The 13,145-nt window shown below is 61.8% G+C and carries 17 protein-coding genes; 5 read left to right on the forward strand and 12 right to left on the reverse strand.

Annotation, left to right across the window (positions count from 1 at the left end):
* Positions 1–18: 18 nt before the first annotated feature.
* The 9 genes from gspK to gpmA form a co-directional block, all read right to left on the reverse strand.
* Positions 19–996: a type II secretion system minor pseudopilin GspK gene (gene gspK, locus C8C89_RS03145; protein ID WP_133988858.1), complete on the reverse strand. Its 978-nt coding sequence runs from the start codon at positions 994–996 to the stop codon at positions 19–21.
* Positions 993–1,616, reverse strand: a complete 624-nt coding sequence (locus tag C8C89_RS03150) for a prepilin-type N-terminal cleavage/methylation domain-containing protein (RefSeq protein ID WP_101483510.1) — start codon at positions 1,614–1,616, stop codon at positions 993–995. Before C8C89_RS03150 ends, gspK begins: the two co-directional genes overlap by 4 nt.
* On the reverse strand, positions 1,616–1,999 hold the full coding sequence (gspI, locus tag C8C89_RS03155) for a type II secretion system minor pseudopilin GspI (protein WP_133988859.1): 384 nt from the start codon (positions 1,997–1,999) through the stop codon (positions 1,616–1,618). Before gspI ends, C8C89_RS03150 begins: the two co-directional genes overlap by 1 nt.
* Positions 1,996–2,490, reverse strand: coding sequence for a GspH/FimT family pseudopilin (locus tag C8C89_RS03160; protein ID WP_101483508.1), 495 nt, complete (start codon positions 2,488–2,490; stop codon positions 1,996–1,998). Before C8C89_RS03160 ends, gspI begins: the two co-directional genes overlap by 4 nt.
* 12 nt (positions 2,491–2,502) lie before the next feature.
* Positions 2,503–2,955, reverse strand: coding sequence for a type II secretion system major pseudopilin GspG (gene gspG, locus C8C89_RS03165; protein ID WP_035823835.1), 453 nt, complete (start codon positions 2,953–2,955; stop codon positions 2,503–2,505).
* 93 nt (positions 2,956–3,048) lie between these two features.
* Positions 3,049–3,810, reverse strand: coding sequence for a molybdopterin-synthase adenylyltransferase MoeB (gene moeB / locus C8C89_RS03170; RefSeq protein WP_133988860.1), 762 nt, complete (start codon positions 3,808–3,810; stop codon positions 3,049–3,051).
* Positions 3,811–3,818: 8 nt separating this feature from the next.
* Entirely contained in the window at positions 3,819–5,312 is a 1,494-nt protein-coding gene (locus C8C89_RS03175; RefSeq protein ID WP_133988861.1) for a S41 family peptidase, read from the reverse strand.
* A gap of 47 nt (positions 5,313–5,359) precedes the next feature.
* Positions 5,360–6,820, reverse strand: coding sequence for a peptidoglycan DD-metalloendopeptidase family protein (locus C8C89_RS03180; RefSeq protein ID WP_133993108.1), 1,461 nt, complete (start codon positions 6,818–6,820; stop codon positions 5,360–5,362).
* Positions 6,821–6,896: 76 nt separating this feature from the next.
* The gene (gpmA, locus tag C8C89_RS03185; RefSeq protein ID WP_101483505.1) at positions 6,897–7,643 is read right to left on the reverse strand and encodes a 2,3-diphosphoglycerate-dependent phosphoglycerate mutase; all 747 of its coding nucleotides are present in this window, start codon (positions 7,641–7,643) and stop codon (positions 6,897–6,899) included.
* Between the two features lie 106 nt (positions 7,644–7,749).
* On the opposite strand from gpmA, the gene C8C89_RS03190 reads away from it, so the two are divergent.
* The 5 genes from C8C89_RS03190 to C8C89_RS03210 all read left to right on the forward strand — a co-directional run bounded on the left by C8C89_RS03190 (position 7,750) and on the right by C8C89_RS03210 (position 10,876).
* Positions 7,750–8,166 (forward strand): rhodanese-like domain-containing protein, encoded by a 417-nt coding sequence (locus C8C89_RS03190; RefSeq protein WP_101483504.1) that lies wholly within the window; start codon positions 7,750–7,752, stop codon positions 8,164–8,166.
* A gap of 150 nt (positions 8,167–8,316) precedes the next feature.
* On the forward strand, positions 8,317–8,583 hold the full coding sequence (grxC, locus tag C8C89_RS03195) for a glutaredoxin 3 (RefSeq protein WP_034783579.1): 267 nt from the start codon (positions 8,317–8,319) through the stop codon (positions 8,581–8,583).
* Between the two features lie 159 nt (positions 8,584–8,742).
* Positions 8,743–9,216 carry a protein-export chaperone SecB gene (secB, locus tag C8C89_RS03200; RefSeq protein WP_010394167.1) on the forward strand — a complete coding sequence of 158 codons (474 nt, stop codon included), beginning with the start codon at positions 8,743–8,745 and terminating at the stop codon, positions 9,214–9,216.
* Positions 9,217–9,299: 83 nt separating this feature from the next.
* Positions 9,300–9,761: an SH3 domain-containing protein gene (locus tag C8C89_RS03205; RefSeq protein ID WP_101483503.1), complete on the forward strand. Its 462-nt coding sequence runs from the start codon at positions 9,300–9,302 to the stop codon at positions 9,759–9,761.
* 68 nt (positions 9,762–9,829) lie between these two features.
* A complete protein-coding gene (locus C8C89_RS03210) occupies positions 9,830–10,876 on the forward strand; it encodes an NAD(P)H-dependent glycerol-3-phosphate dehydrogenase (protein WP_133988862.1) in 1,047 nt (348 codons plus the stop codon).
* A 15-nt stretch (positions 10,877–10,891) separates the two neighbouring features.
* Here the strand turns inward: C8C89_RS03210 and C8C89_RS03215 are convergent, their stop codons facing one another.
* From C8C89_RS03215 to C8C89_RS03225, 3 genes are read right to left on the reverse strand one after another with little or no spacing between them, the layout of a single operon-like run.
* Positions 10,892–11,233, reverse strand: a complete 342-nt coding sequence (locus C8C89_RS03215; RefSeq protein ID WP_101483501.1) for a cupin domain-containing protein — start codon at positions 11,231–11,233, stop codon at positions 10,892–10,894.
* An 18-nt stretch (positions 11,234–11,251) separates the two neighbouring features.
* On the reverse strand, positions 11,252–11,944 hold the full coding sequence (locus tag C8C89_RS03220; protein ID WP_133988863.1) for a DUF2461 domain-containing protein: 693 nt from the start codon (positions 11,942–11,944) through the stop codon (positions 11,252–11,254).
* Positions 11,945–11,965: 21 nt separating this feature from the next.
* Entirely contained in the window at positions 11,966–13,126 is a 1,161-nt protein-coding gene (locus C8C89_RS03225; protein WP_101483499.1) for a Do family serine endopeptidase, read from the reverse strand.
* Between the last annotated feature and the right edge of the window lie 19 nt (positions 13,127–13,145).

Here is a 13,145-nt window from a genome sequence, read left to right on the forward strand (position 1 = left end):
GTGACTCGCTTTCAGCTGTTAATTTTCCCGCAGCCAGACCAGGCTGGTGGTGCGCTGCGGATCCGTTTTTCGATTGATGAGCGCCACGGCATCCAGGGCGGCACGGTCCAGCCGCACACGGATGACGGTGAGAAAGTAGCGGCTCTTCACATCGAGTTCCACATCTTCAATCACTTGCTTACTATCAATATTATTCTTGAAGTTTGCTAAATCAACAAACTTTTTACGCGGATTGCTCAAAGTCAGGGCACTCGCCTCGGACAGCGACATCATCGTCACGGCAGCCAGCACCTCGGCCGGGGCCGTATTGACGTTCACACCCGTGATCTCCGGCAAGATAATAACGACATCGCGCAATTGCTCGATCATCTGCGGCGTATAGCCGGGCACGGACAGCAAATCCTCCACCTGCGTAAACGCTACCGGCTCGCTGCTGCTACCCGAGGCGACAGGGACGGCGGGCGTCTTGCCATCGCTGCCGCTGCTACCAGTGCGTGGTTTCGGCTTGGCGCGCAGCACGGCATCGGCCGTGGCCTGCGCCAAGCCACTATCGAGCTTCATGTTTGACAATAATCGCTGGTAGGCCAGCACCTGTTTCGGATTGATGCCGCCCGTGGCGGCGACCAGGTTGGTAATATTAAACCGCGCCTGCGCGTCGAGCGCGCGGCCAGAGACGGTGGCGTCGAATTTTTCCGTATCGACCTTTTCACGGTCGACGTAATCGTCAAGCCGCGCTTCCTCGATGGGCGTCGCCCACACGCCGTCCAGCGCCGTCAGCATGGGATTGTCCTGGCGCAACCAGAAGCGGGCGAAGTCAACCATGCCGCGCATGGCCCACTGTGTCTGCAGGCGCAAACGCTGGTTTTCCATCGAACGCACTTGCACTTGCTGCTGCCAGAACAGGCTGGCGACGACCGTGATGGCCAGCGCCGTCAGCAGCAGGGCCGTGATGACGGCCACGCCACGCTGGCGCGCAGGGAGCTTGACGGGCTTCATCCCGGTCCCAATAAAAAGACTTTGGACAGGCCAGCGTCCTGGCCCGGCATTTGCAAGGTCACTTCCAGGCCCGGCACTTGCGTGGAGATGGTGACGCCCGCCGTCAGCACATTCCAGGCGCCATTGTTCCAGCCACGCATGACCATGCTGTCGACGCCATGCATCAGGGCCACGTCGGCGCTGGAGCTATCGGTATCGTCGCGCGCCGCCTGCCACAGGGTGTCGAGCACCGCCAGGTCGCGCGTGCCGTTCGACTCGCGCCGCGTCAGCACGCCGCCGCGCAGGCGGTAAGTGACCACTTGCAACTGTTGCGGCTCCTGTTCCGATGCGGCCAGGCGCACCAGAGTCAGGCGGTCGGTCTCGGCGCTCAGGTTGGTGCGGCCATTCAGCAGGGTATTGCTTTGGCCGGCGCCGGCCAGATGGTCGCAATCGCTTTGCATCTGGGCAAACGCCAGCTGCATGCCGCGCGCCTGCTCCAGCTGGCTGGTCAGCACTTCACGCGAACGCATGATGCTGTCCAGGCCGCGCCAGCCCAGCACGGCGACCATGGCCAAAATGCCGATCGCCACGAGCAGCTCGATCAGGGTGAAGCCAGCGGCGGAGTGATTGCGGCGCGCCATCAGTCGTTAAACGCCAGCAAGACCAGGCGCACGATGCGCCGGGCCGGGTATTGCACGTCGTACACGTTCACGCGCACTTGCCGGATGCGGGGATTCGGCGTGGCCACCACTTCCTCCTCGCAGATAAGTTTTAAATCGCCTTGCGGGCAGTCGACCGTGCGCTTGCCCGTCTGCGGAAAGGTTTTTGCCAGGCGCAAGCGCACCAGGTGGTTTTCCGCCGACCAGGTGGCCATCATGGCGCTGCGCAAGCCATCGCTGTTCTGCGTCAGGCTGCCCACGGCGCGCAAGGACGCGCCCAGGGCCGTGCCGACGATGACCAGGGCCACCAATACTTCCAGTAAAGTGAAGCCGCGCTGGCGGTAGTGTCGGGAGATGCCCATCATTGCTCGACCGTGAAATGGCCGATGCCATCGGCGCGGATGGCCACGCTGCGTTCGCCGCTGGCCAGGGTCAGCACGAAAGGCTTGTCGACCGGTTCGCGGCCGAAGATGATGCGCAGAGGCTGAGCCACGCTGTTTGACGGCTGCACGCTGAGCAGCATGGGCGTATTGTTGAAGCTGCGTTCGCGCAGCAAGTCATCCTGTGTCACGGGTTGCCACAGTTTTTCATTGAGGACCAGGAAACGGTATTGATTTTCGTCAGCCTCGAATGCCACCTGCCGGCTGCGCACGATGGCTTCATCGCGCGCCAGCTGCAGCAGCAGGGCGATGCGCTCGGCTTCCTTCTGCAACGCTTGCTGGCCATTCGGCATGGCGTTCAGCGACACCAGGCCCAGGGTCACCCCGATGATGACCATCACCACCAGCAATTCGATCAGCGTGAAGCCGCTGGCGCGTGGCCGGGGCAGTGCGCGACCGGTGGTCATGGCAGGCATGCAATGGAAAACTTACAGTTCCCAGGAGCCGATATCGGCGTCATCGCCGCTACCGCCAGGTTGGCCGTCGGCGCCCAGCGAAATGATGTCGACTTCGCCCTTCACGCCCGGCGACAGGAACTGGTACGGGTTACCCCATGGATCCTTCGGCATCTTTTCCAGGTAACCGCCCGCCTTCCAGCCATTCGCGGCCGGTCCCGTGGTCGGTTTTTCGATCAGCGCCTGCAAGCCCTGCTCGGTGGTCGGGTAGCGCTGGTTATCCAGGCGGTACAGTTTCAAGGCTTGCATCACGGTAGCGATGTCGACTTTCGCCGCCGCCACTTTCGACTCGCCCGTGCGGGCGATCAGCTTGGGTACCACCAGCGAGGCGAGGATGCCCATGATCACCACCACGACCATGATTTCGATCAAAGTGAAGCCGCGCGCGCGGCGCTGGCGTATCGGATGGTTTGCAGCGTTTTGCATAAGAAAGAGAGAAGAAGGTAAGTAATGAGTGCAGAGTATAAAGCGGAAATATGACAAAGCCTGTCATATGGGGAAAAATTTGTGCGGGGCTACTCAGAGCGGCAAGACCACTACACCGCAAACGGCGCAGCCGGGGTCGCGCGCCACCCGCATGCTGCTCCATTCCATGTGCAAGCCATCAAGCAGCAGCAGCCGTCCCGCCAGTGATTCCCCAACGCCCATGATGAGTTTCAGCGCCTCGGCCGCCTGCATGGCGCCCACCACGCCCACCAGCGGCGCAAACACGCCCATGGTCGAGCACGCCTCGTCCGTGAACTGCTGCTCCTGCGGAAACAGGCAGGAATAACACGGCTGGGTACCCGTGCGCGGGTCGAAGACGCTCACTTGCCCGTCGAAGCGGATCACGGCGCCCGACACCAGCGGCACCCTGGCCGCCACGCAGGCGCGGTTGACGGCGTGGCGCGTGGCGAAGTTATCCGTGCAGTCGAGCACCACCGTGGCGGAGCAGACCAGTTCGGCCAGGCGCGCACCGTCGAGGCGCTCCTGCAAAGCGATTAATTCGATCTCGGGATTGATGCCAGTCAATGTTTCGCGCGCCGACAGCACTTTCGGCTGGCCCACGCGCGCCGTCGTATGGGCGATCTGGCGCTGCAGATTGGTCAGGTCGACCGTGTCGTCATCGACCAGGGTCAGCTTGCCGACACCGCTGGCGGCCAGGTACATGGCGGCCGGCGAGCCCAGCCCGCCCGCGCCGATCACCAGCACATGCGCGTCGAGCAAGGCTTGCTGGCCTTCAATGCCGATCTCGTCTAACAGGATATGGCGCGAATAGCGCAGCAGCTGATGGTCGTTCATGGCGACGACTACGGTTTTTGCACAGGAATTTTCTTGTCGTCCGCCTTGATGTCGGAAGCAATTTCCGGCTTGGCGCCGATCTTCTCGCCCTTGGCGTCGACCTTGGCCAGTTGCACCGGCAAGCCCTGGAAGTGGTTCAAGGCTTGCTGTAGCTGGAAATCATCCTTGGCGCCGTATTCGAGCGGCTTGCGCTTTTTCGCCGTGGCGATCAGGCGCTGCTCTTCTTCCAATTGATCCTGCATGCCTTCCATCGTTGGCTTGGCCGCTTCCGGCTTGCCATCGTTGCTGCTCAGGTGTTTTTCCAGGTCCGCCTCGCGCACGCGCAGGCTGTTCCAGCCATCGCCCTCGGCCGTTTCATCGACCAGCAAGTCGGGCACGATGCCGCGCGCCTGGATGGCCCGGCCTTTAGGCGTGTAGTAGCGGGCCGTCGTCAGCTTGACGGCCGTGTCGGCCGTGATCTGGCGCAAGGTTTGCACGGAACCCTTGCCGAACGTTTGCGTGCCGATGACGGTCGCGCGCTGGTAATCCTGCAAGGCGCCGGCGACGATTTCCGAGGCTGAAGCGGAGCCGGCATTGACCAATACCACTAGCGGCACGGTCTTCAGCGCGGCCGGCAGCTTGGCCAGCGGGTCGGCCTTGGCGCCCGGCGGCGCATAAAATTCGCGGCGGCCATAAAACACTTGCTTCGACTCCGGCAACTGGCCCTTGGTGGAAACGATCACGGAATTACCCGGAAGGAATGCTGTCGCCACGCCGATGGCGCCAGGCACGACGCCACCGGGATCGTTGCGCAAGTCCAGCACCAGGCCCTTCAGCTTGGGGTCTTGCGCATACAGCGCGTTAATCTTTTTGACCATGTCATCGACGGTCGGTTCCTGGAACTGGGCGATACGCAGCCAGGCGTAGCCGGGCGCGACCATCTTCGCCTTCACGCTTTGCACGCGGATTTCCTCGCGCACGATGGGGAACACCAGCGGCTTGCTTTCGCCCTTGCGCGACATGGTCAGCACCAGCTTGCTGCCGGGCTGGCCGCGCATCTTCTTGATGACTTCCTCCAGCTGCAAGCCTTTCAGCGGGATATTGTCGAGACGGGTGATCAGGTCACCGGCCAGGATGCCCGCCTTGGCGGCCGGGCTGTCCTCGATGGGCGAGACGACTTTCACGTAGCCGTCTTCCATGCTCACTTCGATGCCGATGCCGACAAACTTGCCTTGCACGCTTTCGCGCATTTCCTTGAAAGCATTTTTATCCAGGTAGACGGAATGCGGGTCCAGCGACGACACCATGCCGGAAATGGCTTCCGTCAGGAGTTTCTTGTCTTCCACCTTCTCGACATAATCGGACTTGATCAGGCCGAAGACATCGGACAACTGGCGCAGCTCGTCGAGCGGCAGCGGGGCATTCGTGATTTTCTGCGCCACGGCCGGGAACTGCAGCGACATGCCGATACCGGCCAGTACGCCCAGACCGATCAGGCCGATACTTTTGACTTTGATACCCATTTATTCTTCGCAATCTACAAATTCGCTGCCGCAGCAATGGTGGGAACTTAAAACTTCACCCAGGTGGCGGGGTCGAAGGCGCGGCCCTGATGACGCAATTCAAAGTATAGCCCTGATTCCTCGTTGCCGCCGCTGTTGCCCGCGCTGGCAATGGCTTCGCCGCCCTTGACGGCATCGCCCACCCGTTTCAGCAAGGATTGGTTATTGCCATAAATACTCATGTACTGGCCGCCATGGTCGACGATGATCAAATTGCCGAAACCGCGCAGCCAGTCGGAAAACACCACGCGGCCACCAGCGATGGCGTGAATCTCGCTGCCTTCGCCCGTGCGGATGAACACGCCCTTCCAGCTGGGTCCGTCACCGCGCTTGCTGCCAAAGCGGGCGGCAATCTTGCCCGCCACGGGCGCGCGCAACTGCCCTTTCATGCTGGCAAAAGCGCCGGCCGGTGCAGCCGGGCCCAGGCTCGGGCGTTCCGGCTCCGGTTCCGGTTTCGGCTCGGGTTTCGGCATGACCTTGGCCACTTGCGGCGGCTCGTCGTCATCGATCGGTTCAAGCTTGACGGGCGGTGGCGGCGTCTGCGGCTTGATCTTGCCCGATTTATTTTGTTGCTCTTTTGCAATGCGTTCGCGTTCAGCCTGCGCCTGGGCGGCCTTGGCGCGCGCGGCCAGCAGGCGTTCGCGCTTTTCCGCGGCGATCTTGGCGTCGGCGGCCGCTTTTGCGGCGGCGCGTTGCTCGGCCAGCAATTGCTGGCGTTTCTTTTCGGCCGCGGCGGCGGCGGCCTGCTCTTCGATCAGTTTCGCCAGCTTGTCGACCAGGTTGCCCATGCGCTGTTCGTCGCGCTCGACATTGCCCACTTCCTTGCGCTGCGCCACCAGGCGCTGCGACAAGCTCGTCAGCAAGGCGGCGCGGCGCGCCTTTTCCTGCACCAGCAGGGCCTTCTGGTCGCGCTCTTCCTGCGCGATTTCTTCCAGTTCATCCTTGGCGTTCTGCACGTCCGCCTGGTTTTTCTCGACCGCCAGCAAGTTGGCGCGCAAGGCTTCCAGCAGGCGCGCCTGCGCCTGCGACACATACGCCATCAGTTGCAAGTCGCGGTTGATGCGGTTCGGGTTGTCACCCGACAAGAGCAGCTTGATGCGGTCTTCGTTGCCGGCGACATATTGTTCACGCAGCAACTTTGACAGCTGCGTCTTCTGTTTCTCGACGGTGGCCGTCAGTTGCTGGTGCTCCTGCCCCAGCGCATTGAGTTTCACGCCCGTCGCGCTTTGCTCCTGTGCCAGGTCGCGCAAGGCGCGGTTGGCGTTGGAAATGGCCTCTTCCGACTCGGCCAGAGTATCGGCCGCGTCATCCTTGGCGCTTTCCGTGCGGCTGATGTCGCGCTTGAGCGCCGTCAGCTTTTGTTGCAATCCAGCACGTTGTGCTTCCGCGGCCGCTTTCTGCTTGCTGCGTTCGGTGGGCTTGGCACCCTGTACGGCGCCGCTCGACAACAGCAGCGCTGCGCACAGCATGGCGCCGGCGCGCCACGCCGGCAGGGGTCGTTCAGCAGAGGGGGCGATCGCTGTGCCGCGGAAGAAAGACAACAAGTTACTTGGCCTTCCCTTGGTTCGCCACGGCCGCTTGCGCTGCCGCAATCGCTGCCGGGTCGCCCAGGTAGTAATGACGAATCGGTTTCAGGTCGGCGTCCAGTTCATACACGAGCGGCTGGCCGTTCGGAATGTTCAGGCCCACGATGTCGCTGTCGCTGATGCCATCGAGCATCTTGATCAGCGCGCGCAGGCTGTTGCCGTGGGCCGAAATGATGATCTTCTTGCCGGCGCGGATGGCCGGGGCGATCTCTTCGTCCCAGGACGGCATCACGCGCGCCACGGTGTCTTTCAGGCATTCGGTCAGCGGAATCGACGCTTTCGGCAAGCCGGCATAGCGCGGATCATTGAACGAGGCGCGGTCATCGTCAGCTTCCAGCGGCGGCGGCGGCGTGTCATAGCTGCGGCGCCATACCAGTACTTGCTCGTCGCCATACTTGGCGGCCGTCTCGCCCTTGTCCAGGCCTTGCAGGGCGCCGTAGTGGCGTTCGTTCAAGCGCCAGTCGTTCTTGATTGGCAAATACATCATGTCCATCTCGTCGAGCGCCAGCCACAGGGTGCGAATGGCGCGCTTCAAGACCGAAGTGTAGGCCACGTCGAACGTAAAACCTTCCTGCTTGAGGATCTGGCCGGCGGCCTTGGCTTCGTTGACGCCCTTTTCCGTCAGATCGACGTCGGTCCAGCCGGTGAAGCGGTTATCGAGGTTCCAGGTGGACTCGCCGTGACGCATGAAAACGATTTTGTACATAGTTCTATCTTCTCAAGGGGTTCAAATCAAAAAAGCAAAACGTAAAAAGACCTCGTCCAGCTTCTATTTTATAATGCGCGGATTGACTTAAACCATTGGACCCTACGTGAAATTCATTATCGACCACATTTTTCTGTTTGCCATCGTCATTATTTCCGGCGGCGCCCTCCTCTGGCCACTGCTGTCGATGCGCGGCAAGCGCGCGACCGTGCTGGAAGTCACGCAACTGATCAACCGTGGCAAGACCATCATCGTCGACGTGCGCAGCGCGGAAGAATTCGCCACGGGCCACTTGCCTGACGCGAAAAACATGCCGCTGCCGGAACTGGCAAAACGCCTGGGCGAGCTGGAAAAATTCAAAACGCGCCCCATTGTAGTGGTTTGCCAGAAAGGTTCGCGTTCGGCAACGGCCGTCGGCCTGCTGGGTAAAGCCGGTTTCGCTGAGGCAACGAGCCTGGAAGGCGGCCTCGACGAATGGAAAAAGCAAGGTTTGCCATTGAAAACCTTGTCGCTGGCCAAATAAGTCCGTATTACAACACCCAACAAAACCGTAGCGAGCGGATGGGAGTTGTGGTTGAGAAGCGCAACTGTGCGAAGGCACAGTGAGCATCGCAGACCGCAAATCACGACGCGCAGCAGGTTTGGTTCGGTGTTTTTAACTGAAGGAATCATCATGACCGTCCCTGTAATTGTGTATAGCACCGCCGTGTGCCCGTATTGCGTGCGCGCCGAGCGCCTCTTGGAAGCCAAGGGCGTGACCGTGCAAAAGATCCGCGTCGACCTCGACCCGGAAGAGCGCATCAAGATGATGGAACGCACGGGTCGCCGCACGGTGCCGCAAATCTATGTGGGCGACACCCACGTGGGCGGATTCGACGATTTGTATGCGCTCGATCAAGCTGGCAAGCTCGACCCCTTGTTAAACGGCACGGCAGCCTGATATAAAGCGGGTTCGAGAAATTGCTTGGTTTTTTGTCGTATTGTTTTGATACAATTGCCTCGCACCTGATCTGGCCGCGCCTATCCGGCGCGGTTTGAATACCGCAAGCACCATATTTGAACGGTGTGCCGTTCTTGTCCATTACAACGAAAGCGTTCCATGTCTGACGAAAATCTGCAACCAGTCTTCCAAATCCAACGCGTCTACCTGAAAGACATGTCGCTGGAACAACCAAATTCCCCAGCTATTTTCCTGGAACAAGAAGCACCAGCCATCGAAGTCGCTCTGGACGTGGGCGCTGCGCCTCTGGCCGACGGCATCTTCGAAGCAACCGTGACCATCACCGTGACCGCCAAAGTCGGCGACAAAGTCGCTTTCCTGGTAGAAGGCAAGCAAGCCGGTATCTTCGAAGCACGCAACATTCCTGCCGATCAACTCGATCCGCTGCTGGGAATCGGCTGCCCGAACATCATCTACCCTTACCTGCGCGCCAACATCGCCGACGTGATCACCCGTGCCGGCTTCCCGCCAGTGCACCTGGCCGAGATCAACTTCGAAGTGTTCTACCAACAACGTCTGCAAGCTATTGCTGACGCCGCTGCCGCAGCACCAGCAGCCAGCGAAACGCACTAAGCTTTGCAAGACCCCGCCGGCCGTCAAGGCTGGCCTGACACGGCGGCCTGGCCGCCGTGTTTCGTTAAGGTTCAAAAAATATCATGTTGAATAGTGCGCTCTTGAGCAAGTTCCGCTGGATGGCCGGCGCCGTGCTGCTGCTGGCCACCGCCGCCAGCCACGCCGTCGATTTCAAAACGGTGGGCGCGGCCCCCGTGATCCTGTACGACGCGCCGTCCGCCAAGGGCGGCAAGCTGTACGTGGCGCCACGCGGCATGCCGCTGGAAGTCGTGCTCAGCTACGGCGAATGGGTCAAGGTACGCGACGCCAGCGGCGAAATGGCCTGGACGGAAGCCAAGGGCCTGTCGGCCAAGCGCAACGTCGTGGCGCGCGCCGCGAACCTGAAGGTACGCGCCAGCCCCGATGACACCGCCTCCCCCATCATCCTCGTCGACAAGGGCGTGCTGCTGGAAATGAGCGAGCAGCCCAGCTCCGGCTGGGTCAAGGTGCGGCATAAGGATGGCCAGAGCGGCTACGTCAAGACCAGCGAAGTGTGGGGCTTGTAAGCACCGCCAGATTCATCGGGGCAGCGGCCAGCCGCGCCGTGCCCTTCCCCCTGCCAGACTGAGGTTGCATGCAAGTTTCCCCTGAAAACACTCCCGATACCAGCGCCAAGGCCGTCCCGTGCAAGATCACCGTGCTGGGTGCCGGCGCCTGGGGCACGGCCGTGGCCATGGCCCTGGCCGGCCGCCACGACGTGCTGCTGTGGGGCCGCAATGGCGACGCCATGGCCGCCATGACTGCCAGTGGCGAAAACAGCTATCTGCCCGGCTTCCCATTACCGCCGCAACTGCACATCAGCGCCGATTTCGACGCCGCCGTCGCGCATGCCAGCGGCGAACGGGGCCTCTTGATCGCCGCCTGCCCCGTGGCGGGCTTGCGGCCTCTGCTGCTGCAACTGAAAGACAAGGCCATCCCGAATCTGGTGTGGCTGTGCAAGGGGTTTGAAGGAGGCACGGGCCTGCTGCCGCACCAGATCGTGCGGGAAGTGCTGGGCGACACAGTCGCCGGCGGCGCCCTGTCCGGCCCCTCGTTCGCACAGGAAGTGGCACGCGGCCTGCCGTGCGCGCTGACCATCGCCTCGCACAGTGCCGCCTTGCGCGGCGCCGTCGTCTCGGCCTTGCATGGCGGCACTATCCGCGTGTATGCGAGCGAAGACCTGGTGGGCGTGGAAGTGGGCGGCGCCGTGAAGAACGTGCTGGCCATTGCCACGGGCGTGGCCGACGGCCTGGGCCTGGGCTTGAATGCGCGCGCCGCGCTGATCACGCGCGGTCTGGCGGAAATCACGCGCCTGGGCACGGCCCTGGGTGGCCAGACGGAAACGTTCATGGGCTTGACGGGCATGGGAGACTTGATTTTGACCTGCACGGGCGACTTGTCGCGCAACCGCCGGGTCGGCCTGGGCCTGGCGCAAGGCAAGGCCTTGGCCACCATCGTGGCCGAACTCGGTCATGTGGCCGAAGGCGTACCCTGCGCCAAAGCCGTGCGCGAACTGGCGCGCCGCATGGGCGTCGACATGCCGATCACCAACGCGGTGGCCGGCGTACTGTTCGATGGGGATTTGCCGCACGTGATGGTGCAGCAGCTGCTGTCACGCGATCCGCGCGCCGAGGCGGCCTGACGCGGCAGGGGAAACTTAGCGTCCCGCCTTGGCCATCAATATCGTCAGCAGCACCAGACTGTCTTCGCGCGCGGCCAGCGCATGCGCCTGGCCGCCGTGCAGATACAGCATCTGCCCCGGCCCCAGCAATTGCTCCCCGCCATGCGCCGTCACCGCCACCTGTCCTTGCAGGCACAGCAGAGTGATTTCACCGAGCACATGATGCTCGGGCATGGTCTTGCCCTTGGGCATGCACATGCGGATCAATTCCAGTTCGTCCGTCCTGGCCAGCGCGATGGCGGAAAACTGCGACAGGTCGTCGCCATTCCTGCGCAACACCTCAATCACCTGTCCTGAACTTGCGTGCTCCAGTGCCATTATGTGCTCCTTCAGCAATTACTCGGTGACTTCCTCCGGCTCTTTCGCGCCGCGCATCCACTCGACCAGCGGCCACGCATCCTTCAAGCCTTCCGCCAGGGTCGGCAGCAGTTTTTCCGGTTCGTTCACGGGCAGCGGTATTTCGGTCCAGACAAAAAAGCTTTTCAGCTTGATGAATTCGATATGTTCGGCATCCGCCTCGAAGCCCTTGGGCGGGCGCTGCAACTTGCCCTCATTCTGGATGGTGCCGAAGCGGGCTTTTAAACGCTTATTTTTCAGCACTTTGGAAAAACCTGGCGCGTCGTTGACCATGTGTTCGCGCAGCGCCTTCAGGCGGCCAGGGGGCGGCATGTATTCGCCGGCGCCGAACAGCAAGTTGCCCTGGCCATCGATCTGCAGATAATACGTGGGGCCGCCCGCCTTGCTGGGACGGCGCATGTCGTTTGGCGCGATGGCGGCCGAAAAGCGCGTTTTATACGGGCTCTTGTCGTGCGCGAAACGCACGTCGCGGTTGATGCGGAACAAGGCCTTCTTCGGATTGCAGTACTTCACGGCCGGGTCAAATTTGCCCAGCTCACCGATCAGGCTAGTGACCAGCGCCAGGAATTCCTCGCGCAAAATGTCGTAACGGGGCTTGTTCATGACAAACCAGGGACGATTGTTGTTATCGCTCAGTTCACGTAAAAATTGGGTCAAATCACGCACATGCATGTGTCAAATTCCGATCAGCAACTATTTGGAAAGCTCTTTCGGGAGGGGGCGCTTGCCCACCATCACGTCGAGTGCCGCTTCGCGATTCTTGCGCAGCACCGTCATTTTAGCTTTTCCGCCGGGCGGCAGTTGGGCGATCAGATTGAGCATTTCCGTCGTGTCGGCCACGGGCTTGCCTTCCACCGTCAGCAGGATGTCGCCGGGCACGATGCCAGCCTTGTCGGCCGGCCCGTTGCGCACCACGCCGGCAATGATGGCGCCGCTTGAGCGCTGCAAGTTGAAGCTTTGCGCCAACTCTGGCGTGATGTCCTGCGTTTCCACGCCGATCCAGCCGCGCACCACGTGGCCATCCTTGATGATGGCTTCCATCACCGTCTTGGCCGTCGAGACAGGAATGGCGAAGCCGATGCCGACGGAACCGCCGCTTTGCGAATAAATCGCCGTATTGATGCCGATCAAGTTGCCGCGCGTATCGACCAGGGCGCCGCCCGAATTGCCGAAGTTGATGGCCGCATCCGTCTGGATGAAGTTTTCAAAGCTGTTGATGTGCAAGTTGTTGCGGCCCAGGGCGGAGATGATGCCCATGGTCACCGTCTGGCCCACGCCGAACGGATTGCCGATGGCCAGCACCACGTCGCCCACGCGCGCCAGTTCCGACTGGCCCAGCACGATGACGGGCAGCTTGTCGAGGTCGATCTTGATCACGGCCAGGTCCGTTTCGGGATCCAGGCCCACTACCTTGGCCGGCGCCTTGCGCCCGTCGGTGAGCACCACTTCGATTTCATCGGCGCCTTCGACCACGTGGTTGTTGGTCAGCACGTAACCTTCATGGCTGACGATGACGCCCGAGCCCAGGCTGTTTTTCAAGTCCTCGTCATCCTCGCCGTCCGGGTCGCGTTCGCCGAAGAAACGTTTGAAGAAGGGATCGCGCGCCAGCGGATGGGCGCCGCGTTTGGGCACTTGCAGGGTGAGGATGTTGACGACGGCGGGCATGGCGCGCGCCGCCGCGTCGCGGTAGGAACCGGGCGCCAGGCTGCTGGACGCCGTTTCCACCACGGGGACCGGCTTGGCGGCAGAGCCCAGCTGCTGTACCCGGCTGGCCGGACGCAGCGCGCCGTACACAAAGTACAGCGCCAACGCGATGGTCACGGTTTGCGCAAACAATAACCAGAATCGTCGCATAGAGTTCTCTGCCCAGGTC

Source organism: Janthinobacterium sp. 75, from assembly GCF_004365495.1.
In the GTDB taxonomy this organism is placed as follows: Bacteria; Pseudomonadota; Gammaproteobacteria; order Burkholderiales; family Burkholderiaceae_D; genus Janthinobacterium.